The 22,804-nt window shown below is 53.3% G+C and carries 19 protein-coding genes and 1 pseudogene; 13 read left to right on the forward strand and 7 right to left on the reverse strand.

Annotated elements, in window-relative coordinates; genetic code table 11:
* Nucleotides 1–42: 42 nt before the first annotated feature.
* Nucleotides 43–804: an SDR family oxidoreductase gene (locus MFF34_RS15505; protein WP_238215097.1), complete on the reverse strand. Its 762-nt coding sequence runs from the start codon at nucleotides 802–804 to the stop codon at nucleotides 43–45.
* A gap of 301 nt (nucleotides 805–1,105) precedes the next feature.
* On the opposite strand from MFF34_RS15505, the gene MFF34_RS15510 reads away from it, so the two are divergent.
* Nucleotides 1,106–2,107, forward strand: coding sequence for an NADP-dependent oxidoreductase (locus MFF34_RS15510; protein ID WP_099428572.1), 1,002 nt, complete (start codon nucleotides 1,106–1,108; stop codon nucleotides 2,105–2,107).
* Nucleotides 2,108–2,259: 152 nt separating this feature from the next.
* On the opposite strand, the pseudogene MFF34_RS15515 reads toward MFF34_RS15510, so the two are convergent.
* Nucleotides 2,260–2,488 (reverse strand): annotated as a pseudogene (locus MFF34_RS15515) (orotidine 5'-phosphate decarboxylase / HUMPS family protein); the annotation flags it as partial.
* A 227-nt stretch (nucleotides 2,489–2,715) separates the two neighbouring features.
* Between MFF34_RS15515 and MFF34_RS15520 the strand changes: the two are divergent.
* Entirely contained in the window at nucleotides 2,716–3,105 is a 390-nt protein-coding gene (locus MFF34_RS15520) for a hypothetical protein (protein WP_238215098.1), read from the forward strand.
* 38 nt (nucleotides 3,106–3,143) lie between these two features.
* Here MFF34_RS15520 and pyrF read toward each other — a convergent pair whose 3' ends face one another.
* Nucleotides 3,144–3,845, reverse strand: a complete 702-nt coding sequence (pyrF, locus tag MFF34_RS15525) for an orotidine-5'-phosphate decarboxylase (protein WP_027595997.1) — start codon at nucleotides 3,843–3,845, stop codon at nucleotides 3,144–3,146.
* Nucleotides 3,846–4,027: 182 nt separating this feature from the next.
* Between pyrF and MFF34_RS15530 the strand changes: the two genes are divergently transcribed.
* Nucleotides 4,028–4,195 (forward strand): DUF2897 family protein, encoded by a 168-nt coding sequence (locus tag MFF34_RS15530; RefSeq protein WP_016500979.1) that lies wholly within the window; start codon nucleotides 4,028–4,030, stop codon nucleotides 4,193–4,195.
* A gap of 239 nt (nucleotides 4,196–4,434) precedes the next feature.
* Here MFF34_RS15530 and MFF34_RS15535 read toward each other — a convergent pair whose 3' ends face one another.
* Nucleotides 4,435–4,767: a helix-hairpin-helix domain-containing protein gene (locus tag MFF34_RS15535; RefSeq protein WP_238215099.1), complete on the reverse strand. Its 333-nt coding sequence runs from the start codon at nucleotides 4,765–4,767 to the stop codon at nucleotides 4,435–4,437.
* Between the two features lie 655 nt (nucleotides 4,768–5,422).
* Here MFF34_RS15535 and MFF34_RS15540 point away from each other — a divergent pair.
* The 7 genes from MFF34_RS15540 (at nucleotide 5,423) to MFF34_RS15570 (ending at nucleotide 15,462) form a co-directional block, all read left to right on the forward strand.
* Nucleotides 5,423–6,784 (forward strand): phosphomannomutase, encoded by a 1,362-nt coding sequence (locus tag MFF34_RS15540; RefSeq protein ID WP_238215101.1) that lies wholly within the window; start codon nucleotides 5,423–5,425, stop codon nucleotides 6,782–6,784.
* 588 nt (nucleotides 6,785–7,372) lie between these two features.
* Entirely contained in the window at nucleotides 7,373–8,164 is a 792-nt protein-coding gene (locus MFF34_RS15545) for an ABC transporter permease (protein ID WP_238215102.1), read from the forward strand.
* A 13-nt stretch (nucleotides 8,165–8,177) separates the two neighbouring features.
* Complete coding sequence (locus tag MFF34_RS15550; RefSeq protein ID WP_238215104.1) at nucleotides 8,178–8,831, forward strand: ABC transporter ATP-binding protein; 654 nt, start codon at nucleotides 8,178–8,180, stop codon at nucleotides 8,829–8,831.
* Nucleotides 8,832–8,885: 54 nt separating this feature from the next.
* Nucleotides 8,886–9,992 carry an ABC transporter permease gene (locus MFF34_RS15555; protein WP_238215106.1) on the forward strand — a complete coding sequence of 369 codons (1,107 nt, stop codon included), beginning with the start codon at nucleotides 8,886–8,888 and terminating at the stop codon, nucleotides 9,990–9,992.
* Nucleotides 9,985–11,076 (forward strand): polysaccharide biosynthesis/export family protein, encoded by a 1,092-nt coding sequence (locus MFF34_RS15560; RefSeq protein WP_238215111.1) that lies wholly within the window; start codon nucleotides 9,985–9,987, stop codon nucleotides 11,074–11,076. The genes MFF34_RS15555 and MFF34_RS15560 overlap by 8 nt, the downstream gene beginning before the upstream one ends.
* Before the next feature lie 31 nt (nucleotides 11,077–11,107).
* On the forward strand, nucleotides 11,108–12,547 hold the full coding sequence (locus tag MFF34_RS15565) for a mannose-1-phosphate guanylyltransferase/mannose-6-phosphate isomerase (protein WP_238215112.1): 1,440 nt from the start codon (nucleotides 11,108–11,110) through the stop codon (nucleotides 12,545–12,547).
* The gene (locus MFF34_RS15570; protein WP_238215113.1) at nucleotides 12,544–15,462 is read left to right on the forward strand and encodes a glycosyltransferase; all 2,919 of its coding nucleotides are present in this window, start codon (nucleotides 12,544–12,546) and stop codon (nucleotides 15,460–15,462) included. The genes MFF34_RS15565 and MFF34_RS15570 overlap by 4 nt, the downstream gene beginning before the upstream one ends.
* Before the next feature lie 38 nt (nucleotides 15,463–15,500).
* Here MFF34_RS15570 and MFF34_RS15575 read toward each other — a convergent pair whose 3' ends face one another.
* Entirely contained in the window at nucleotides 15,501–16,232 is a 732-nt protein-coding gene (locus tag MFF34_RS15575; RefSeq protein ID WP_238215114.1) for a YqiA/YcfP family alpha/beta fold hydrolase, read from the reverse strand.
* 264 nt (nucleotides 16,233–16,496) lie between these two features.
* Between MFF34_RS15575 and kdsA the strand changes: the two genes are divergently transcribed.
* Both kdsA and kdsB read left to right on the forward strand, forming a co-directional pair.
* Entirely contained in the window at nucleotides 16,497–17,336 is an 840-nt protein-coding gene (gene kdsA, locus MFF34_RS15580) for a 3-deoxy-8-phosphooctulonate synthase (RefSeq protein ID WP_374707409.1), read from the forward strand.
* A gap of 30 nt (nucleotides 17,337–17,366) precedes the next feature.
* Nucleotides 17,367–18,653, forward strand: coding sequence for a 3-deoxy-manno-octulosonate cytidylyltransferase (gene kdsB / locus MFF34_RS15585; protein WP_238215115.1), 1,287 nt, complete (start codon nucleotides 17,367–17,369; stop codon nucleotides 18,651–18,653).
* Nucleotides 18,654–18,894: 241 nt separating this feature from the next.
* Here the strand turns inward: kdsB and MFF34_RS15590 are convergent, their stop codons facing one another.
* Together MFF34_RS15590 and MFF34_RS15595 are read right to left on the reverse strand one after the other, a co-directional pair.
* The gene (locus tag MFF34_RS15590; protein WP_238215116.1) at nucleotides 18,895–20,010 is read right to left on the reverse strand and encodes a NosD domain-containing protein; all 1,116 of its coding nucleotides are present in this window, start codon (nucleotides 20,008–20,010) and stop codon (nucleotides 18,895–18,897) included.
* A gap of 161 nt (nucleotides 20,011–20,171) precedes the next feature.
* The gene (locus MFF34_RS15595) at nucleotides 20,172–21,104 is read right to left on the reverse strand and encodes an SIS domain-containing protein (protein WP_238215117.1); all 933 of its coding nucleotides are present in this window, start codon (nucleotides 21,102–21,104) and stop codon (nucleotides 20,172–20,174) included.
* Between the two features lie 584 nt (nucleotides 21,105–21,688).
* Here MFF34_RS15595 and MFF34_RS15600 point away from each other — a divergent pair.
* Complete coding sequence (locus tag MFF34_RS15600) at nucleotides 21,689–22,747, forward strand: phosphotransferase family protein (RefSeq protein WP_238215118.1); 1,059 nt, start codon at nucleotides 21,689–21,691, stop codon at nucleotides 22,745–22,747.
* Nucleotides 22,748–22,804 lie beyond the last annotated feature (57 nt).

Here is a 22,804-nt window from a genome sequence, read left to right on the forward strand (position 1 = left end):
GCAAGGCCGCTCCTACAAAAAAGATCACATGCCCCGGACTTGTCAGATCGCCGTAGCCCCACCATCCACTGTCAAGCTGTGCCCCGTGGTGAAGGCTGCCCCATCGCTGCACAGGTACAGCACCGCACTGGCAATCTCCTCCACCTTGCCGATACGCCCCACCGGGTGCATCGCCGCCGCGAATTCCGCCTTGCGCGGGTCCGCTTCATAGGCACGGCGGAACATGTCGGTATCGATCACCGCCGGGCACACCGCGTTAACCCGGATGCCCTTCTTCGCATACTCGATGGCCGCCGACTTGGTCAGGCCGATGACCGCGTGCTTGGAGGCACTGTAGATGCTCATCTTCGGCGCCGCCCCCAGCCCCGCCACCGACGCAGTATTGACGATCGCCCCACCGCCCTGGGCCAGCAGCAATGGCAACTGATACTTCATGCACAGCCACACCCCTTTGACGTTGACGCCCATGATGGCGTCGAACTGCGCCTCGCTGCCCTCGGCCAAGCGGCCCTGCTCGATCTCGATACCGGCATTGTTGTAGGCATAGTCCAAGCGGCCATAGGCGGCGATGAGCTGCTCATGCAGCTGGCGCACATCCGCCTCCCGGGTGACGTCGCAGGCGATGAGCATCGCGTCACCGCCAGCCTCGTGAATCAACGCCACCGTGGCCTCACCGCCGACCGGGTCGAGGTCGGCCACCACCACCTTCAAGCCTTCACGGGCGAAGGCCAGCGCCGTTGCCCGGCCGATACCTGCGGCGCCACCGGTGACCAGGGCTACCTGGCCGGAAAAGGTCATGCTCATCGTTTGCTCCTGGTTGTTGTTTGGGGGATTGCATCAGGGCCGCTAGGTGCAGGGCTGGAGAGGGCGGCGCTCGATCTCAAAGCCACCCCAAATGCCCTGCCAAACACCCACCAACCATCACCAAACCCCTCGCCATACACCTCCCCACCCTCTGCCCCAGAGCATAGTCACCCCCTCCCCTCCAGTGCAGCATCATCACACCCACGGTTGAGCTACCATGCCTACCAGTGATTTTGCGCTACAACCTGCATCAGCAAGGTAAATTGCCCCTACACCGATCAACTGCCCACAAGGACCCGCCATGACCCAGACCAACCGCCGCTTCCTGCTTGCCAAACGCCCGGTCGGCGCCGTGCGCCGTGACGACTTCAGCTTCGAGGCAGTACCCGCCGAACAGCCCGGCGAAGGCCAGATTCTGGTGCGCAACCTTTACCTGTCCCTCGACCCCGCCATGCGCGGCTGGATGAACGAAGGCAAGTCCTATATCCCCCCGGTCGCCCTCGGCCAAGTGATGCGCGCCCTCGGCGTTGGCGAAGTGGTGGCCTCCAACCACCCCGACTACAAACCCGGCGACCACGTCAGCGGCCCGCTCGGCGTGCAGGACTACTTCACCGGCGAGCCCCAAGGCCTGCACAAGATCGACCCCAGCCTCGCCCCCCTGCCCCGCTACCTCTCGGCCCTGGGCATGACCGGCATGACCGCCTACTTCGCCCTGCTCGAAGTCGGCCAACCCAAAGCCGGTGACACCGTGGTCATCTCCGGCGCCGCCGGCGCAGTCGGCAGCATCGTCGGGCAGATCGCCAAGCTCAAAGGCTGCCATGTGGTCGGCATCGCCGGCGGCGCCGAAAAATGCCAATACCTCAAGGACGAACTCGGCTTCGACGGCGTCATCGACTACAAGGCCGAAGACGTACTGGCCGGCCTCAAGCGCGAATGCCCGAAAGGGGTAGACGTGTACTTTGACAACGTTGGCGGCGAGATCCTCGATGCCGTGCTCACCCGCATCAACCTCAAGGCCCGCATCGTCATCTGCGGCGCCATCAGCCAGTACAACAACAAAGAAGCCGTCAAAGGCCCGGCCAACTACCTGTCGCTGCTGGTGAACCGCGCGCGCATGGAAGGCTTTGTGGTGTTTGACCATGCCAAGGATTACGGCAAAGCCGCGCAGGAAATCGCCGGCTGGCTGGCCGCTGGCAAAGTGAAGAGTAAGGAAGATGTGGTGGAAGGGTTGGAAACCTTCCCAGAGACGCTGCTCAAGCTGTTCAGCGGCGAGAATTTTGGCAAGTTGGTGTTGAAGGTCTGACAGCGTAGGCCCTGGATTTCAGTGCCTGTCTCGATTGTTGTGTCGGGGCGTAAATCGAGCGCCGCCCGCGCGGCGCTCGATCTCACAGGCACCAAAACTGCTGTGGCGAACCCCTACCGACGCAAACGCAAACGCAAACGCAACCCAGCCCCTTACCCGCGAATTTCAGCTACAACCGCAGCCAAAGCCTGTGCCGGGTCCGCCGCCTGGCTGATCGGCCGCCCGATCACCAAGTAATCCGAGCCAGCATCCAACGCCTGGCGCGGGGTCAAAATGCGGCGCTGGTCATCCTGGGCACTACCTGCCGGGCGAATACCCGGGGTCACCAGTTGCAGCGAAGGGGTGCGCAGCCTTAATAGCGGTCGCCTCCAGCGCCGAGCACCAAGCATCGGATGACCATAAACTGCTAGTTGCAGCGAACTATCTAATTAGACGCACTTGAACGAAGAAGGCCAGCACACATATGCTGGCCTTTTCCCACCTCTATTCTCTACACATCGCACCCTTCAGCATGGCGTATCACACCTCTCACCGCTATCTACTTCTCAGGGCTGGCGTGATGCGTTCAAGTCATGTATTCATGTCGCGCTTTCAGAAAGGAGAACGCTGTGGAGTGGTATGAATCGCTGTTTTTGCAAGTATGTGGTCACGTGCTAACACAGGCCAAGGTCTCAACGCGTCGAGATGCTAATGGCGTGCCCGTATTTGACAATGCCGCTACGCGCGATCTTGTCGATTCATACCGTCGTGGCGTAGCGCTTGCCTTCAGTCTCCCTGAGGTCAAGCAGAAGCTCTTGGAGGGTGCTGATTGCGTACTGCTGCTGTCAGTGCATGAGCATCAATTCTCTAACACCCTGCAAGACATCAAACGACAGCAAGACGTAATGCTGAACGCGACGCTACGTACCGACGTGCGCTCAAATGAGTACGCCACATACCATGTGGATGTCGCAGTCATCCGTGCGACCGCTTCAAGCCCCATGGATATTGCGCACTAAAGCCTAGGGGCCGCACTGCAGCCCCTACGATTCACGTTTTAACCGCGAATTTCAGCTACAACCGCAGCCAATGCCTGTGCCGGATCCGCCGCCTGGCTGATCGGCCGCCCGATCACCAAGTAATCCGAACCAGCATCCAACGCCTGACGTGGGGTCAAAATGCGGCGCTGGTCATCCTGGGCACTACCTGCCGGGCGAATACCCGGGGTCACCAGTTGCAGCGAAGGGTGCGCAGCCTTCAGCGCGGTCGCCTCCAGCGCCGAGCACACCAGCCCGTCCATGCCCGCCTTCTCGGCCAAGGCCGCCAGGCGCAGCACTTGTTCTTGCGGATCAACATCCAGGCCGATACCCGCCAGGTCTTCACGCTCCATGCTGGTCAGCACGGTCACGCCAATCAGCAACGGCTGCGGGCCGCTGCGCTTGGCCAGCACTTCACGGCAGGCCGACATCATGCGCAGGCCACCGGAGCAATGCACATTGACCATCCACACGCCCATCTCGGCGGCAGCCTTGACGGCCATGGCCGTGGTGTTGGGGATGTCGTGGAACTTGAGGTCGAGGAATACTTCGAAGCCCTTGGCACACAAGGTTTCGACGATGCCCGAGGCACTGCTGGTGAACAGCTCCTTGCCAACCTTTACCCGGCACAGCGCAGGGTCAAGCTGGTCAGCCAGCTTCAGAGCGGCCTCACGGGTAGGGAAGTCGAGGGCGACGATCAGGGGCGTCTGGCAGGCGGACATGGTCAGGGTCTCTTGGCAAGTCGAAAACGGCGCGCATTGTAAACGAAGTGACGCAGGCTTTGGGGGCCGCGGGTCATGGAATTGGCCCTGCAAGGCCTGACTTCTATAATTGAACCAAAGGAACCGGCAATTGCTCAAATTTCATACAAGCGCCGCCCCATGATGATCAAAGGAGAACGACAATGCCCTGGTATGCCTGGCTGATACTCATCATAGCCCTCGGCTCGATTGTCGGCGGCTTGATGATGCTGCGAGATACGGCGAAGAAACTGCCGTTGACGGATGAGCAACTGCGCAAGGTGCATGAGCGCAATGCTGAGGCTGATGCGAAGGACGCGCAGGACCGCTAAATCCCCTGCCCCATTCCCTGTAGAAGACAGCAACGTCCATTCGACGTCGCTGTCATGCCAAATGAAAAGGCCTTAGTCCGCCCCTTCTCTAACCTGTGGGAGCGGGCTTGCCCGCGAAGAATCCAACACACTCTTCGCTCGAGCTCCAGCTGGCTTTATCTATACCTCTCCATGGCCAATTGATGCATACGTCCATAAGCGGGCTGAGCCAAGCATCGCCTGCCCAGCCCGACTGCTGATTACTCCACCATTACCTTGTCCCGATTACGCTCCAGCAACGCATTGCCGATTCCCTTGATCTCCAGCAGCTCATCCACTGACGCGAATGGGCCATTGGCTTCCCGGTAGGCGACGATCGCTTCAGCCTTGGCCTTGCCGATGCCGTTCAGTTCTTTTTGCAGGGTTGGGGCATCGGCCTTGTTCAGGTCTAGGCGGGTGGCCTGAGCTTCCATGTGGGTGACGATTGGCACTGGTTCCTGCACGGCGGTGGTGCTGGCGGGGGCGGCGCTGACCGAGAAGGACATGCTGGCGAAGAGGGGCAGCAACAGGTAGGACAGAACGGTATTGCGCATGGTGATCACTCCTTGGGTTGGTCATTCAAACAGCCGATTTCCTTCGGCTACACCAACAACCTTAGCGTCTAACCACGCATCGAAAAAGCCAATAACAGCGGGGATAAGTAACTGAATCAGTCGAGAAAGCTCTCACCATTGGCGACCCAAAAAATTGACCATCGCGGCCAAAACGGCTCAACGCCAACCGCATGCGCACATAGCCCAGAGCCTGTAATCCAAACCTCACCTCTGTGAAGCGCTATTCCGACCTGAGCCTTCTATAGCTCCTACAACCCACGCCGTAAGAGCCCAGCAACTTTGCGGCTTCGAATCTACGGTCACTGCAAGCAACACTAGCTTTTGGTTGTTCAGCTTTAGGAACCTGTGCTGAAAACTACTGAATCCAAGCCCATTGGCGTCGGCTTCGAGCATCGTCGGAAAAGTCCAGTTATCATGGCGGCGGGCCTGACCGAAGAGCAGAACGGCAACTGTCTCGGCGCAGATGCAATCGCCCGCTTCAAATGCAAGCACAATCGTTCTGAAGCTTGAGCCCAGGTCTTTCTCATCGGCCCCGGTTACCTTAGCGAGGTACCGCGCCACTATTCATGCGGCTTTATTTGCCCACCATCCCCTTCTAGACGCTGCCCCAAGGCGGCGCCGAATTGAGAGATGTATGTACGCACCTATCCAGACTCGTTGCTTCAAAGCCTATGATATTCGCGGCCAAGTGCCGACCGACCTTAACGATGATATTGCCTACCGTATCGGCCGCGCCCTTGTGGCCCAGCTCGGCGGACGCAGCTACGTAGTGGGCCGCGACATGCGCCTCGAAAGCCCGCATCTGTCCAGTGCCTTGATGAAAGGGCTCACCGAAGGCGGCGCCGACGTAATCGACATCGGCCTGTGTGGCACCGAGGAAGTTTACTTCGCTACCAGCCATTACCAGGCCGACGGCGGTATCATGGTTACCGCCAGCCATAACCCCAAGGGTTACAACGGTATGAAACTGGTGCGCGAGCAGTCACGCCCAATTAGCGGTGACACCGGGCTCAACGACATCCGCCAGCGCGTCGAAACCGGTGAACTGGGCACACAGGCAGCCAATCCCGGTAGCGTGCGTGAAGCGTTCGACAAGACCGCCTATATCGACCACCTCTTGACCTACATCGATCTAGCCACCCTCAAGCCGCTGAAGGTACTGGCCGACCCAGGCAATGGCGCGGTCGGCCCGGTACTGGAGTTGCTCAAGGCCCGCCTGCCGCTCGACCTCACTATCATCAACGGCGAGCCGGACGGCAATTTCCCTAATGGCATTCCCAATCCGCTGCTGCCGGAGAATCGCGACCTTACGCGCCAGGCTGTACTCGACATCGGTGCCGACATGGGCATTGCGTTCGACGGTGACTTCGACCGCTGCTTCTTCTTCGACAACCAAGGCCGCTTCATTGAGGGTTACTACGTTGTCGGCCTGCTGGCCGAGATGTTGCTGGCCAAGCACCCAGGCAGCAAGATCATCCACGACCCGCGCCTGACCTGGAACACGATTGAGCAAGTACGTGACGCTGGCGGCCAGGCCATTCAGAGCAAGACTGGCCACGCCTTCATCAAGGAGCGTATGCGCGCCGAAGACGCGGTGTACGGTGGCGAGATGAGCGCTCACCACTACTTCCGCGATTTCGCCTACTGCGACAGCGGCAACATCCCGTGGCTGCTAGTGGCTGCGTTGATGAGTGTCACTGGTAAGAGCCTGGACCAACTCGTAGACGAACGTATCGCCGCATTCCCTTGCAGTGGTGAGATCAACTACGAAGTGGCGGATGTTAAGGGCACGATCGAGAAAATTTTGGCCTTCTATCTGCCGCAAGACCCAAGCATCGATCGCACCGATGGGATCAGCGTCGAGTTTGCTGACTGGCGTTTCAGCTTGAGGGGCTCCAATACAGAACCACTGCTGCGCCTGAACGTCGAGAGCCGTGCCGATGAAGCGCTGGTAGCCCAACGTGTGGGTGAAATCGCCCGCATGATCCAAGGATAATTATGCCCGCATGCTCCGATCCCTCTGGGACTCTACGTGAGCGAGAGCATGCGCAGCGTATAGGCATCGGCATCTAGGGACTGCATGGCAGTCCCTAGTCTTAAGCCTCTGCTTCCAATTTGGCCCTCCACCTCCGCCCTCCATTTGTAACCTGCTGTAGGCGCTTGATGCCGGGGCGGGTGACCGAAACGCTCGAGCGATGCACCATCCGATTGCGACCACGCCTGACGACATGAACCAAGCAGGGTCCCCCCCCACAATGTGAACCCGTTCACCTCAAAAAAACTATACCCAGAGTAATCTCTGGAAGGCCTTGGGCTAGGAGCAGCTGATATTTCATGCTCAAAATGACATCAAAGTGATATCATCGATTTCACTGCCATTCGTCTCGAATATCCACAATGAATTAGAACTTTCGACTGCAATTGCTGCACTTCCCTTGACGCTTATGCCCTCGCACGCTTAACCTTCCGCCCCTTAGAACAGGGAAGTTTGCGGAATATCCGTCTAAATCGCCTCTGGGCGAGGCTTTCCTGAAGATGAATTCCGGCGTGCTTAGGCGCGCTGCATTGCTTTGCGGTCGCCATCTTGAAACCTCGTTCATCTTTGCAGATTCAGAAATCTGTCATCTTCGCCCTTGTTCTGCGCGAAGCGCGTGCACGTGTTGGCGATACCCGACTGGGGGCCCTGTGGATGCTGCTGGAGCCACTGGTCCACCTTCTCCTCTTCTCACTGCTGTTCGCAATGCTACGTGGCCGGACCGTCTCCGGCGTTGATTACCCGGTTTTTATCCTGGTTGGCATGGCGCCTTTCCTGCTCTACCGCAATACCGCACTGCGCCTTATGGACAGCCTTCGTGAAAATCGGTCGCTATTCGGCTACAAGCAGATCAAGCCGTTGGACACCTACATCGCCCGCGTCATTGTCGAAAGCTGCATTGCGGCTACGGTGTACGCCATCTTGATATTCGGTTTTGCTTGGTACGGTTTCGACATGTCGATTCATAGCCCACTGCAATGGGTCGCCACCCTGCTGCTGGGTCTGTTCTTCGCCTTTGGTCTGGGCATGCTCTTAGCCTTGATCACTCACGCCCTCCCTAGCGTAAAAATCGTCATTCGCATGGCCTTCTTCCCCCTGTACTTCATATCTGGAGTGCTCATTCCCGCATCCTATCTACCACCTACCATGATGCCGGTGCTGCTGCTCAACCCTTTCCTGCATATCCTCGAACTGATCCGGGCCGAGGTACTGCCGCACTACACCCCGGTTGACGGTGTGTCCGAGACCTATGTCATCAGCTTCACCCTGGTATTGCTGTTCCTATCCCTGGGTGCCTACCGCGCCCGCAGGATGCACCTGATTTCCACCAAGAACGGTTAAGTACAGGCCAAACGTGTTCGAGCTCAGAAACGTAACCAAGTCGTACCTTACGCCCAACGGTCGGCGGTATGTCTTCCGCAACCTGTCGCTGGCCATTCCGCCAGGGAAAAATATCGGACTTATCGGCCGGAACGGAGCTGGTAAGTCCACTCTAATGCGACTACTCGGCGGTGCAGACGTACCCGACTCGGGCACCATCATCACCGACCGCAGCATCTCCTGGCCGGTCGGCTTGACGGGAGGCTTCCAAGGCAGCATGACCGGGCGCGACAACATCAAGTTCGTCTGCCGCATCTACGGTGCAACCGGCGACGCCATGCGCGAAAAGATTCGCTACGTCCAGGAATTCGCCGAAATCGGAGACTGGATCGACGAGCCGATCAAGACCTACTCGTCAGGTATGAGGTCACGGGTGGCGTTTGGCCTGAGCATGGCATTCGACTTCGATTACTACCTCATCGACGAAGTCATGTCGGTGGGCGATGCGCAGTTCAAACGTAAGTGTAACGAGGTTTTCCAGGACAAATTGCAGAAGTCCAACGTCGTCTTGGTTACCCACACCATGTCCGAAGTCGAAAAGCTCTGTGACGTGGTCCTGCTGGTACGTAATGGCGAAATCGAGATCTACGACGACGTATCTGAAGGCATCAAGGCCTACAGCAGTTGATCAACCCATTCCCAATTTAAAGCAGCACCGCCGACTTCAAGGATGCATCCAACTATGAGCAGTACGGGTAAAAAAAAGGGCTGGCGCCTGGCAATGGCCATGGTGGTTTTGCCGATGATCCTGGCAGGCGTGTACTACGGCATATTCGCCGTGGACCGTTTCGTAAGCTCCGCCCAGGTGGTGGTACGCCAGGACGGTAATAATCAAGGTGCACAGATGCCAGGGCTGGCGACCCTGCTGACTGGCACTAACCCGGCTTCACGAGAAGAAACCCTTTACCTCCGTGAGTACATCACGTCGATGGACATGATGTTGCTACTCGAAGATCGAGTTCAGTGGATAGAGCAATACGCAGCACAGCGCGGCGATGTTTTCTTCTGGCTTGACAAAGAGGCCCCACGCGAAGCTTTGCTCAAGTATTACCAGCGAATGGTATCTGCTCACTATGACGAAACAACCGGCCTGCTACGCGTTGAGGTTCAGGCATTCACTCCTGAGCTGTCCGAGAAAATGCTTCGGGTTATCCTCCAGGCCAGTGAGCACTTCGTCAACGAGGTCAGCCACAATATTGCCCGCGAACAAATGAAATTCGCCCAAGGCGAACTGGAAACCGCGCGCGTCAACTACTCGAAGCGTAAGACCCAGTTGATGAACTTCCAGAACGAGAACAAAGTACTGGACGGTGGTAACACTGCGCAAAGCCGAGCCACGATCATTGCCGACCTTGAAGGCCAACACACCAAGGAACAGGCTGTTCTCACCGAGATCTCGTTCAAGCTGCGAGCAGATGCACCACAGGTTCGCCAACAGAAGCAGAAGGTCGAAGCCATCACCCAGCAACTGGCCAAAGAGAAGCGTTTGCTGGTTTCGTCACCCCAAGGGTCGCAGCTCAACGTGGTCGCTTCGCGCTTCCAGCAGCTGACCCTGGACGCGGGCATTGCCGAAGAAACCTACAAGACTGCCGTTGCTGCGCTCGACAATGCGCGTGTAGAAGCAAGCAAAAAGATTCGCACCCTAGTAACCGTAGTCAGCCCTAACACACCCCAACTCGCTCTCTACCCAGAGCGCTGGTACAACCTGGCAACTATCTTGCTTGGTCTACTAATGCTCTATGGCATCACTCGCTTCATTCTGGCTTCGATCGAGGATCATCGTGATTAATTCCGTGGCTGTCTCTAAGACGTTCAATTTGAAAGTGGCAGCTTTGGCGCTCGCGACATTGGGCCTGGCTGGCTGTGGCGGCACCATGTCTGGTGCCGGTCCATACAAGGGTACGATTGAGAGCAAGAACGAGGCGTATAACCTCGTGGACATCAACGCCAATACCATCGGCCCATACCTAGCAGGTGCCCCACGCACTTCGCTGGCCTCGATTACCAAGCCTCAGCCACCTGAAGTACGTCTCGCCGCAGGCGATACATTAAATGTACTGATTGCCGATACCGCACCGGCAGACTCCGCCCTGTTTGCCCCCTTGGCAACTGGCGGCACTCAGCTAAAGTCACGTATCGACTCCCAGGGCATGTTGTCGCTGCCATATGTAGGACGGCAGTTTGTGGCTGGTATGACTCTCAATCAGGTCGAGACAATGATTCGTCGAGAGCTCAAGGGCATTACCACTGACGTGCAAACCCATGTGGAGCTGGTTGGTGACCTTTCCGGCTCAGTGCTGGTTGCCGGTGCCGTCAAGACACCGGGCCGTTTCAGCACACTACAGGGGCCACTTACCCTGCTGGATGCCGTTAATCAGGCTGGCGGCCCTGTACTTGAGCCCCACTTGGTCAACGTGACCGTACGCACCGGCACAGAAGTGCAACAGTTCAATTATGAAGATGTCCTGGCCGGCAACAACATGGTGCTGCGCCCCAATTCGGAAGTGGTGCTTGACCGCGCACGCCAGCGCTTTGTAGCGATGGGTGCAGTGGCGGAGCCAGGCCTGAAAGATCTTCCTAGCCAGAACACAACTTTGCTTGATGCGTTGGGCAGTGTAGGGGGTCTGCGTGAAGCGAATGCTAACCCAGAAGGCGTGTTCGTGTTTCGGATGGCAAGTGGTGCAAATGTGAAGCCAACGGTGCTTCGTCTAAACATGCGTGATCCCGCCGCTGTTTTTTATGCTCGTCAGATAGCCGTTAAACCAGACGACACGATCTACGTCACCAACGCAGCTGTATACGAATGGCAGAAGGTCATCTCGCCAATCGTTCAAACCATGCTCCTGGGCCGCGCCACCGGCGCTTACAAATAAATTTTAACTTGATCAGGCATAGGGAAATCAAATGATCCCCGTCGTACTCTCCGGTGGCTCCGGCTCTCGCCTATGGCCACTATCGCGCGCCATGCACCCCAAGCAGTTCCTCGCCATTGGTGGCGAATACTCTCTGTTTCAGTCAACGCTGCGGCGTCTGGCCAAAATTCAGGGTGATGCCCTGACTCCAATTATTGTGAGCAATGAGGACCATCGTTTCCTTGTTGCAGAACAATGCAGAGCCCTGGGCGTGACCCCAAGCGCAATCCTGCTGGAGCCTTGCGGTCGCAATACAGCGCCTGCCATCGCCGCTGCAGTTCTGCAGTCGCTAAGCACCGGCAAAGATGAATTGCTTCTGGTACTACCAGCTGATCACGCAATTGAAGATATCGCTGCCCTGCAAAGCGCATTCGAGACTGGCGCCGTTGCAGCGCGAGACGGAAGTATCGTCACCTTCGGGATCGTCCCAAATAAAGCAGAAACGGGCTACGGGTATATTCGGGTCGCTGAGAAAGGTCATGCAGCGCAACCTGTAGAAGCGTTCGTTGAAAAACCTGACCTAGCCAAGGCACAGGAGTACCTGGAAGACGGCCGCTACTACTGGAACAGCGGTATGTTCCTGTTCAAAGCCTCGGTGATGCTTGAGCAACTGCGAGCCCATGCCCCACAGGTAGCACAAGCTGTTGAAGACGCGTTGGAATCAGCAAAAAGCGACCTCGACTTCACTCGCCTTGATGCCACTGCTTTCAGCACCGCCGAGAATATTTCCATTGACTACGCCGTCATGGAACGCTCTGACAAAGTAGCCGTAGTCCCTCTGGATGCAGGCTGGAACGATGTCGGATCTTGGTCTGCCGTTTGGGAAATTACGGATAAAGACGCACAAGGCAACGCTACTCAAGGTGATGTAATCCTTGAAGCAACCAGCAATGCTTATGTTCATGCGGAGCATCGCATGGTCTCGGTACTGGGCCTGGATGAAGTCGTCGTGGTAGAAACCGCTGACGCAGTGATGGTCGCATCGAAAGACAAAGCCCAGGACGTAAAGCTGCTGGTTGATCGCATCAAGCACGCCAAGCGTAGCGAAGCCACAAATCATCGAAAAGTCTACCGCCCTTGGGGAGCGTATGACTCGATTGACAACGGCCCGCGCTACCAGGTTAAGCGCATCACTGTTGCTCCGGGACAGAAGCTGTCGGTACAAATGCACCACCACCGTGCCGAACACTGGATTGTTGTAACCGGGACTGCAAAAGTAACGATTGGCGACAAAGATATCCTGCTGACTGAAAACCAGTCCACCTACATCCCGATTGGTGTTGTACATGCCCTTGAAAATCCGGGGAAAATCCCCCTGGAGATGATTGAGGTTCAATCGGGAACGTACCTCGGCGAAGACGACATTGTTCGTTTTGAAGACAGATACGGCCGCGCCCCCCAACAAATCTTGATGCAAAGTACTGAACAATGAACCAGCAAGCCACTGAAATGGATCAGAAAAAACACATTCTTATCCTGACGCCAGAGATCCCGTATCCGGTATTTAAAGGTAATCAGAGCCGCATTGACCAGACCATCAAGGTGCTCCTCGCGGAGGGTCACGATGTATCTCTTGCTGTCCTGAACTTCAACCAAGAAGCCAGAACATCTGCGCACGTCCAGCAAGAACTGAAAGCGCACTACCCGAACATTCGGGAAGTAGAGGTTCGCCGTCACCCGCGCTTCAACAAAGACGCAAAACCAAGCCTACTTCAAAAGCTGGCTAAGCTGTCAGATAAGAATCAGGTTTCAAATATTGATGCATGCCCGGACGCATACAAGAAGCTTGTCCACCAGATGGTCGCTCAACTGCGCCCGACGCACGTCCTCGTTAACTATGTAAAGCTCGACCGGGCCATTCCGCGCTCATACAAAGGCGTGAGAATTGTCGACACTCACGACATTCAAACTAGCATTATCTCGGCCGCTATCCAAAGCGGAACCTATAAAAAGAAAGTCGACTTGGTCAGCTTTGAGCAGGACGAGTTCAAGCTTCTCTCCACCTACGACTTCATCATTTCGATCAATCCGAATGAAACCCGGGAAATTCAGAAACGACTGCCCAACCAGAAGATCCTGACGCTACCAGCTTTTAACGATTTCCAGACAGAACACGTTACTGGCAAGGAAATCTATGACATTTTGTTCGTAGGCTCGGCGTCACCGTTTAACTCTGAGGGCATCAAGCACTTCATTCGGCACTCCTTCCCCGCCGTACGCAAAGCCTTCCCCAAGGTTAAACTTGCGATCGCAGGCGAAGTCAGCAATATCGCATCCGTGAAAGCCCTGAAGAACGATAACATCGTTTATCTTGGCCGCGTTGACGACCTGACTAAAACGTACGCTCAATCCAAGATCGTGGTTTCCCCGATCATGAGCGGCGCGGGAATGAAGGTCAAAAATATCGAAGCGTTTTCGCATGGCATGCCGATAGTAGCCACCGCCTTTTCAATGGACGGCATTGAAGGGAAAGACGGCACAAATTGCTTTATTAAAGACGACAATGCCGAGTTTGCTAAAGCCGTAATCGACTTGCTTAAAGATGCTGAATTGCGAAAGAAGATTTCGCATAACGCATACATGCTAGCTAAAACCTACTACAGTCGGACTACTGCTGCACGCAGCTACAACGCAATCATTAACAATGATTTCACATATCGTCCAGAAATCATTGCAACCAGCACTGCGAAACACATAGCAGCCGCAGTGGGTGCAAACACCAAACGAACCAAAGCACTTATCTACAGCTCAGACGCTGACTACCTTATTGGCTATAAGCTCTCGCTTGCCGAAAGTTTTAAGAAGCTGGGTATCTATTCCGAATTTGTCACCATGGATTCGGCCCGATGCAACCGCTTTCTTTCGGAAGGCTACCTAGCACACCCTACCAGGCCCGACCTGGAGAAGAAGAAAAGAGAAGAAATAAAAGCCGAACTGCGCAAGCAATTCGAGGCAAGTGATCGCATTGAAATCACCCTCAAAGGCGTGAATATTAGCGACGAAATCACGACTTACAGAGATATGTTCCCTGAACATTTCGAAGGAAAGAAAGTGATTGACGTGATCGCTCACGCGATCCTTATTCTTGACTCGATACTTCGTCGAATTTCCAAAACGGCGCCAGATTTCTTGGTTGGCTGGAATGGCAACGGCCCCCACTTCATTTTCCTGATGAAGGTTGCTGCAAAAATCGCCAATGTGCCGGTTTTCCATGTTGAGCGCGGCCTACTGCCGGACACCTTGGTATTTGATCCGCAGGGTGTGAACTTCAAGAGTTATATTGCTGGCAGTTATCTCCCCCTCATTACCGACGAAGAACGCAAGATTGCACGCGCATACATCAAAGATTTTTCGACTCAAGGTAAGACTATTGTCGGCAAGAATCTCGATCGCGAACTGACGAGTGAAGAGGTGAATCGGAAGATCGGGCTTCCATCAAGGGCCAAATTCATCTTCTTCCCGATGCAAATCGAAGGTGACTCCAACATCATCATAAACTCGCCAATCTATAAAAAAATGGCGGATGTTATCGAGGATTTGAAGCAAGTAGCAAATCATACAGGGCTGAAAGTTATATGCAGGCCGCACCCTGAATACTCTCTGACTCCTGAAGAGCTCAAGGCACTGCACCCAGGAGTCGTTTTCGATAACTCCCTGCATCTTCACACGATGTTAAAGCATGCCGTTGCAAACGTAGTGATCAACTCCACTGTTGGCCTTGAGTCAATTCTGCTTGGCAAACCTACAATCGCACTTGGTCACAGCGTGTACTCAGGCAAGGGAATCACCCTTGACGCATTCCATAGAGATCATATCGAAGTGGCGGTCAGGAAGATAATTGACTCTGACTTCGACAAATCGGGTACCGCCCTGCGCACTGAAGCATTAGTACACCAGCTGTTCAACAATAGCCTAATTCGACTCAACGACTCGGAGTCGAACAAGAGCATGCTGGCGAATACGCTGCTTAAGAATGGAATTATAGTGAACAGCTCGCTTCCCGAGCCAAAGCCACCGCAGCTCGCTGCACGCTACATGCAACAACATAAATCCTTTAACCAAGCCATCATTGGCGCCAAAAAAATATTCATCTGTAACACCCTGGAGCCAGAGGCAAGACTTTGGCTCAATGGTAATACTCGTCCAGTATTTACAAACGAGCTAATTCAGAGCCACTTTGCAAAGTCCACTAAAGCAGAACTATACATTTCGAGCAGTAATGATCACACCTCAGCTGATAACGACACTTTGAAAATTGTAATTACTCCGTCTAAAACGGCAAAAAAGCCAAAAAACCTTGGCCCAAACGAGTACTACGTAGACGAATATTTCTACCCAGTAGCATAAAAAAAGGGGCTGCAATCGCAGCCCCTTTTTTCTTTCACTCAAGCTCTCGGAAACTTTGAGTGTATTCCCATCATTAGCTCTCGATGAGAAAACACCATACTCACCATTTTCAGAAAGCCATTAATCCCCTGATAATAATATTTATGCTCAACATCATGGGAATTCCCAAAAATCAACCCCACCCCAGGAGTTCGTGCACAGAGACTAAACAATGCATCTCTATTAACAAGATCCATCGGATGCTGACCAAAAGCCGCACCAATTACCGACGATCTAGAGCGAAAAGAAAGATCATCAATATTATACTTTTGTTCAATTTGATCTATGACTTCCCGCAGCTTGGGCCAAGCAGTTTCATAAGTACTATCAAGGTTGACCTGAGGATTATTCACTACCGCGTTAGCATCAAAAAATAACGCCAAATCTATAGCAGCAAAACCCGCCATAGATGCACCGCAGAACACCACATTCTCCGGCTTATAGTCTTTCACAATCTCGGACACTACACTTCTTACATGCAAGCCACGATCACCTCGCAAGTAGTAAGTGTTATCCGGATCAATCAAGCAAAGCACATCGCCAGGAAAGTCCTTATAGTAACTCTTAACACCCGCATAGACCCCCTTATTCATTAAGGTTGCCAAGCCAACCAAAAGCTTATCCTTACCCTTGCCTCGGTCTATATAGACGACTTCCTCGCCCTTAATAACCTTAATGTGTTCCGCAACGACTTTCTTATATTCCAGATCAACTTCCAGCTCTGTCGACACACTCAGCCCCCACCAATACAATCTTTTTCAACGTCGATGACCACGCCAGCCTTGCGACGCCACACCTAGTAAAAGTCTACAATCCATAGGCAGCCCGCGAGCAAAATCGGATTGCAATCGACCACCACAAATACACCAAAATCACCAAAAAATCAACAAAAAACACATAATTATGCTGATTTTGAATACACATGAATATAGACCGAAAGAGAAAAAAACATTAAAGTAGCTACCGAAGTATTCAACACATAATGGACTGATATCTTGAAACTGACCTCTTCTATCGAATGCTCTAACTCCTCGCCGTTCGTCCTCTTCGGCGGGATCAATGTCTTGGAGTCTGAAGACCTTGCACTGACCGCTTGCGCAGAGTATGTCCGGGTAACCGAAAAACTGGGTATTCCCTACGTATTCAAAGCCAGTTTCGACAAGGCCAACCGCTCGTCCATCCATTCCTATCGTGGCCCAGGCATGGAAGAAGGCCTGCGAATTTTTGAGAAGGTTAAAGCTGAATTTGGCGTACCAATTATCACGGACGTCCATGAGATCTATCAAGCAGCGCCGGTTGCCGAAGTAGTCGACGTACTTCAGCTGCCCGCCTTTTTAGCCCGTCAGACCGACTTAGTTGTAGCCCTTGCAAAAACAGGCAAGCCAGTCAATATAAAAAAACCGCAGTTCCTCAGCCCATCACAGGTGCAAAACATCGTTCATAAATTCAAAGAAGCTGGAAACGACCAGTTGATTTTGTGCGACCGTGGCTCCTGCATGGGTTATGACAATTTGGTCGTAGATATGCTGGGCTTTGGCGTTATGAAGCGTACTTGTGATGATCTGCCGATTATCTTCGATGTTACTCATGCCTTGCAGAACCGTGATCCATCGGGTGCTGCGTCTGGCGGGCGCCGTGAACAAGTTGTCGACCTCGCACGTGCAGGCATGGGTGTTGGCCTAGCAGGATTGTTCCTTGAGGCGCATCCCAATCCCGATAAAGCTAAATGTGATGGCCCGAGCGCGCTGCCACTGGCAAAACTCGAACCTTTCCTTGCACAGATTAAAGCTCTGGACGATCTAGTAAAATCTTTTGCACCACTGACAATTTCGTAAGTTCGACTTAACGTAACAAGGATTGTGAACATGGCAATTTGCGAACAACGGGTCGCGATCGTCATTCCGGCGCGGTATGGTTCTACCCGTCTGCCAGGCAAGCCTCTAGCAGACATTGCCGGTAAGCCGATGGTGCAGCATGTTTATGAACGCGCCGAAGAGGTTTCAAATGCACACATAGTGGTTGTTGCTACCGACGACGAACGCGTAGCAACTGCTGTGCGCGCATTTGGAGGCAAGTGCGTAATGACCTCGCCCGACCACCCATCAGGCACTGATCGACTCGCCGAAGTCATGGGCGAAATCGATGCAGATATATATATAAACCTGCAAGGCGACGAACCACTCGTACGCCCATCTGACATTGAAAAACTGGCATCAGGAATGCTAACCAACAAGGGTGTGAATATTGGCACCCTTTGCCACTCAATCGGTTCAGACGAAGCAGAAAACCCTAACACTGTTAAAGTTGTACTCGCATCTAATGGAAATGCTCTTTATTTTAGCCGCTCCCTCATTCCCTATGCGCGCGACGGTGAAAGTGCGAGTTATTTGAAGCACGTAGGCGTATACGCCTACCGCAGAGAGGTCTTAGCTGATTACTCCAAATTGAGTCAACCCATGATGGAGCATGCTGAAAAGCTAGAACAGCTGCGACTACTTTCAGCTGGTTATTGTATCCGTGCCTATGAGGTGGAGCCTACTGGACCCGGCGTTGATACACCTGAGTGCTTAGAGCAAGTGCGAGCAATAATTGCTGGCCTTCCACTCCCAGCCAAGCCCACACTAGGTGAGATTAAATTAGTAATCACTGATGTAGATGGAGTACTCACGGATGGTGGCATTTACTATGATGCTAGCGGAGAATGTATAAAACGTTTCCATGTACGAGACGGTATGGGGATGCGTTTACTCGAAGAAAGCGGGGTAAGAGTTGCTGTACTTTCAGGACGAGACTCTGCAACATTACGTAAGCGTGTTGCTGACTTAGGGATCACGCTTTGCCAGTTTGGCGTGAAAGACAAGAAGAAAGCCTGCCAGCAACTAATGGCAGAAGCCGGTGTAACTGCAGCGCAAACTGCATGTATCGGTGACGACAGCATTGACCTCCCGGCATTTGCCGTTTGCGGAGTCTCCTTTGCCGTAGCCGATGCGCCGAGCTACGTTAAAGCCGCAGCCACAGAGACCTTAATCAAACTCGGCGGCACCGGCGCATTCCGAGAAGTCGCTGACGCCATATTGTTTGCCCAGAACAAAGAGGCAGTATTAGGTACCGCAGAAGGCTACGCAAACGTCATGGCAAAAATGGCGCAGTAGGATATTAAGCGGCAGGCCTCATATATGCCTGCCGCTTGATTAATAGCTTAGTAAAGCCCACAAACATTGGCTTACAGTTCACGCAACTGGGTGCGAATGACTCCTCCCCTACAATGATATCTGCCCCCTACCGGCCCCTCCTTATTGAGCAGCACCAGTTGCATCCCAAATACCCCTCTGACCACTCGAATTTCGTCCCAATAAGAACCAACACAAAAAACGCCACCAAGAAAGAAACCGATCAGTCACAAACTTCGTAGACATTATCCTCAATCACATTACCTTCACTTTGTTTTCCAGTGATACGTGTTGTCATATTCACCGACTGCACAATAAAATTATCACCCCGAATATTTGATCTATTTCCTTTCACCAAATTAAAATCCCCATCAACCTTCACACTGGCTCTGCCACCACAGAATTTATTTCCTTCCACAGTATTGTGATTCGCATAATCTCGGTAATACTTACCGCTGCCGTCTAGCGAGTCATCCCCACAATCTCTATGAGACAAATCTCTCCCTTGGCGCGACGCGATCCAAACCCCTACATCCTCACCAACAAAAACATTAGATTTAATTACATTATTGTTACTGGACTGCCAACGAAGAACTGCCATCCCTTTACTGAAGTTTTCCCCGCAATTCTTGTAGAGAAAAATACCTCCAGCGGAATTACCAACAAAGGTATTCCCCTGGATCAGATTATTTGCAGAAGAATCTACAGCAACACCCTCTCTCTGCCCGGTTCCCGGCCCACCCATCACACCATTGTTTTTAATGGTATTATTTATTAATTTAATATTCTTAGAGCTATGCTCTAGGTACACACCAACCCCTCTTGACCCACTAACCACCGACTCTCGCAGCGTCACATTTGTGACATAACTGTAGAGATAAACCCCCACACCACCACTACTATCAACATGCAAGTGAGACAAACTTATATCACTCGGACTGATATTGTAATTCATCTCACGATTGCCTGAGCGCTTAAAGTCTGGCACACCAGAACGAACAGCAACCCCATTTACTACAAAGTTTCTCACATTACAATTCAATACAGAAACACCACTTAAGTGCTTACCTTCGCTCGAAATCGTTATCCCATATTTTAGCCTACCCAAACCATCCAGTGTCGCACCATCACAGTCAAGTCTCACATTAGAGGAAACTATGTTAACCGACTCATTATAAGTGCACCCTCTTTCAAGTTTAACTTCGCCACGCAACACCCCTCCCCCTGGCAATTTACAAGCTGAACCCTCTTCATTTGCGACCGCAACCCTCAAACCGGTAGAGCAAATACAAAGGAAAACCAGTTGAGATAGAAACACATAAACATTGCTACTTCTCATCGAGTCACCCCATCAAAAGCCAACAAGTTAGCGTGAGTATAGCCCCTAAGGATCAGACTAATTTAACCACACTCCATTAGGCGAAAAGCTAGCCAGCCATTTATCCTCGCACAAAAAAAAGCCGGCATGCATCGCATACCGGCTTTTTCACAGAAGTCACTTTAATCAAAAATCTCTACGACACCGACAACTGCCCCTTCCGCGTCAGTCACAGCCAATGCCCGGATTTTATTATCCAGCATGTAGGCCTCAGCCTCTGAAAGCTGCGAATCCTCGCGAATGGTGTGCGGGCTAGCAGTCATGAATTGATCAACAGAGGATTGAGTAATGCTTTCATCCTCCAGCAGTGCTCGACGCAAATCCCCGTCAGTGACGATGCCAACCAATTTTTCATTGTCCATTACAACTGTCATGCCCAGACGGCTACGAGTCATGACCAACAAACAATCATGGAAGCTGGTAGAAGGAGTAACGACCGGAGCTGGAGAGTGCATGACATCGCAAACACGAGTTAGCAGCTTACGGCCCAAGCTGCCACCGGGGTGGTAGCGAGCGAAGTCCATTGGCTTGAATTGGATAGCTTCGATAAGCGCTACTGCCAACGCATCGCCCATAGCCATGGTTGCCAGGGTAGAAGTGGTGGGAGCTAGGTTGTTCGGGCAGACTTCGCGCTCAACCGATATGTCGAGCCAGATATCTGCATGTTTGGCGAGCGTTGACTTGCCATTCCCAGTCATAGCGATGATCTTGTTACCAAATGACTTCAGGCTTGGGATCAGCTTGATCAGCTCTTCGGTCTCGCCGCTATAGCTGATGAGAATCAGCACATCGATGGGTTTGAGCATGCCCAGGTCGCCGTGGAAAGCTTCGGCTGGGTGTAGGAAGAAGCTGGGTGTGCCCGTGGAGGCGAAGGTGGCGACCATCTTCTGGCCGATCAAACCGGACTTGCCCATACCACACACGACGGTGCGGCCTTGGCAGCCGAGGATTAGTTCAACGGCACTCTGGAACTCGCCGTCGAGGCGGTCTGCCAAATGAGTAACGGCTTGGGCCTGGGCAATGAGAGCTTCTTTGGCGATGCTGAGGTGATTCATTTTCGTCCCTGACGACAGCTGAATATGTGCGAAGCCGCGAATGTTAAGGTTTTTGGAACGGGAAGCAAAGCATAGGGGCGGTAATCCACAAGCAATCTGACCGGCGTAGCCTCTAACTTGACAGTTAACGATGAGCTACCCACCCCCTCAGTGATATCATAGAGCTACCACCACTGAACCAATGCTCCCCTATTGAATTTGGCGCTTTCGCGTGTCTTCGGCCCTGTGATATCGGCCTCCGGAAGCACCCAAGACCTAAGCCGAAACTTGACTGACCGGACCTAAAAAACCGACCTTGAGACTTTTTCCTTCACTTACGGTTCCGCTACAGGAGGTAGAAATTCCGAAACTGAATGGGTGGGATGACCATTGCTGCATGAAAGGCCGAAATCTCTACCTAGGTTGCTCGGTGCAGCAGTCAACGTGGGAAATTTAACGGACCTGAATAGCCCTCCTACAGCTCACGTCCTAGCCCGATACCTTCCAAATCAATGCCTTGTTGCAACTTTTCGTTGTGAAAGTGCCTCTCATACAGCAGCATAGACCCTTTGAATGCTTGAATTTGGACGTATGGCGTTGCCAACATGGATGTTATGAATCCTCCTACACACTCGCACGTAAACAGCAAGACGCTGTACCGCTGGCAACGCACCTCACTCGAGCGCCATCTCCATGCCCTTGTTCCCCAATGGGACAAAAGAAGACTGGAGATCACGACCGAGGTTTTGGGCGCGAATGCATCGTTCGTTAACTACGTACGCCACCACCGCCTGTTGGACCCTTGCACAGGGCAACCCGTGGAGATTGTGGAAAAGTCAATCCGCAAGATGGCGTTCATCGGAAGCCAGGAGGCGCGGTTTCATCGTGCCACTGGAATGTTAGTGGGAAGCACGCACTTCCAATACCCCGCCTGCCTAGGCGTAATCGAAACACCGTGGGAAAGCTTGATTTTCACCGAGTTTGTGTGCGGCAAGCCTCCGCGTATGCACGCAATTTCCAAGCAATTGGCGTACGGGATAGCCGAGCTTGAGACCCTGAGTCATGACTACCTGCAATCTCAGCCTCTTGCCAAAGCTCCCTTGTATTGGAGTATGGACTTCTTCAGACCATGGTTCCTGCTCCGCCCTCGCTTCAATTTTGTCCGCTGCTTGCCAGCCCTTGAGGAGCTTGGAATTCAAGATGAACGATTTGGCGGCTTAGCAGAACGCTTCAAAGCCTTCGTCCCGCTGACTCAAAAAATGGCGGCTAAAGCTCGTCACAGCCCACGCTGCATCAGCCACATGGATTATCTGCGTAAGAACCTTTTCGTCGACCAGGGGCAACTGCACCTGATCGACTGGAGCGAGGTGAAAGTCGGCCGACTGGGCTTCGACGGTGGGGCCTATCTAGGCAGCTTGTTCCGGCGCAAAGAGATGAAGGTGTTCCTGGCCGCACAGGCGGAGTTTATCGACACCTATCGCACCGCGCTGCCGGGCCGATTTAACATTGAGCAAGCCCTAGAGAACCTCCGCTACGTGTTTCTGCTCACAGCGCTATTCCATTGCCTGCGTCCTGAGACAATTGGGGAATACAGAGATCGTGATCGAATGGCACTCCTGAGAGAAAAATACGCATATTTGCTGGGGCTAATTGAGGGCCTTTAGGCAAGCCTAGGGTTTGCTGATCGGCCAATTTGTAAGCTTGCCCACAGATATGAGAGA

Source organism: Pseudomonas sp. PAGU 2196, assembly GCF_022179005.1.
Classification (GTDB): Bacteria; Pseudomonadota; Gammaproteobacteria; order Pseudomonadales; family Pseudomonadaceae; genus Aquipseudomonas; species Aquipseudomonas kermanshahensis.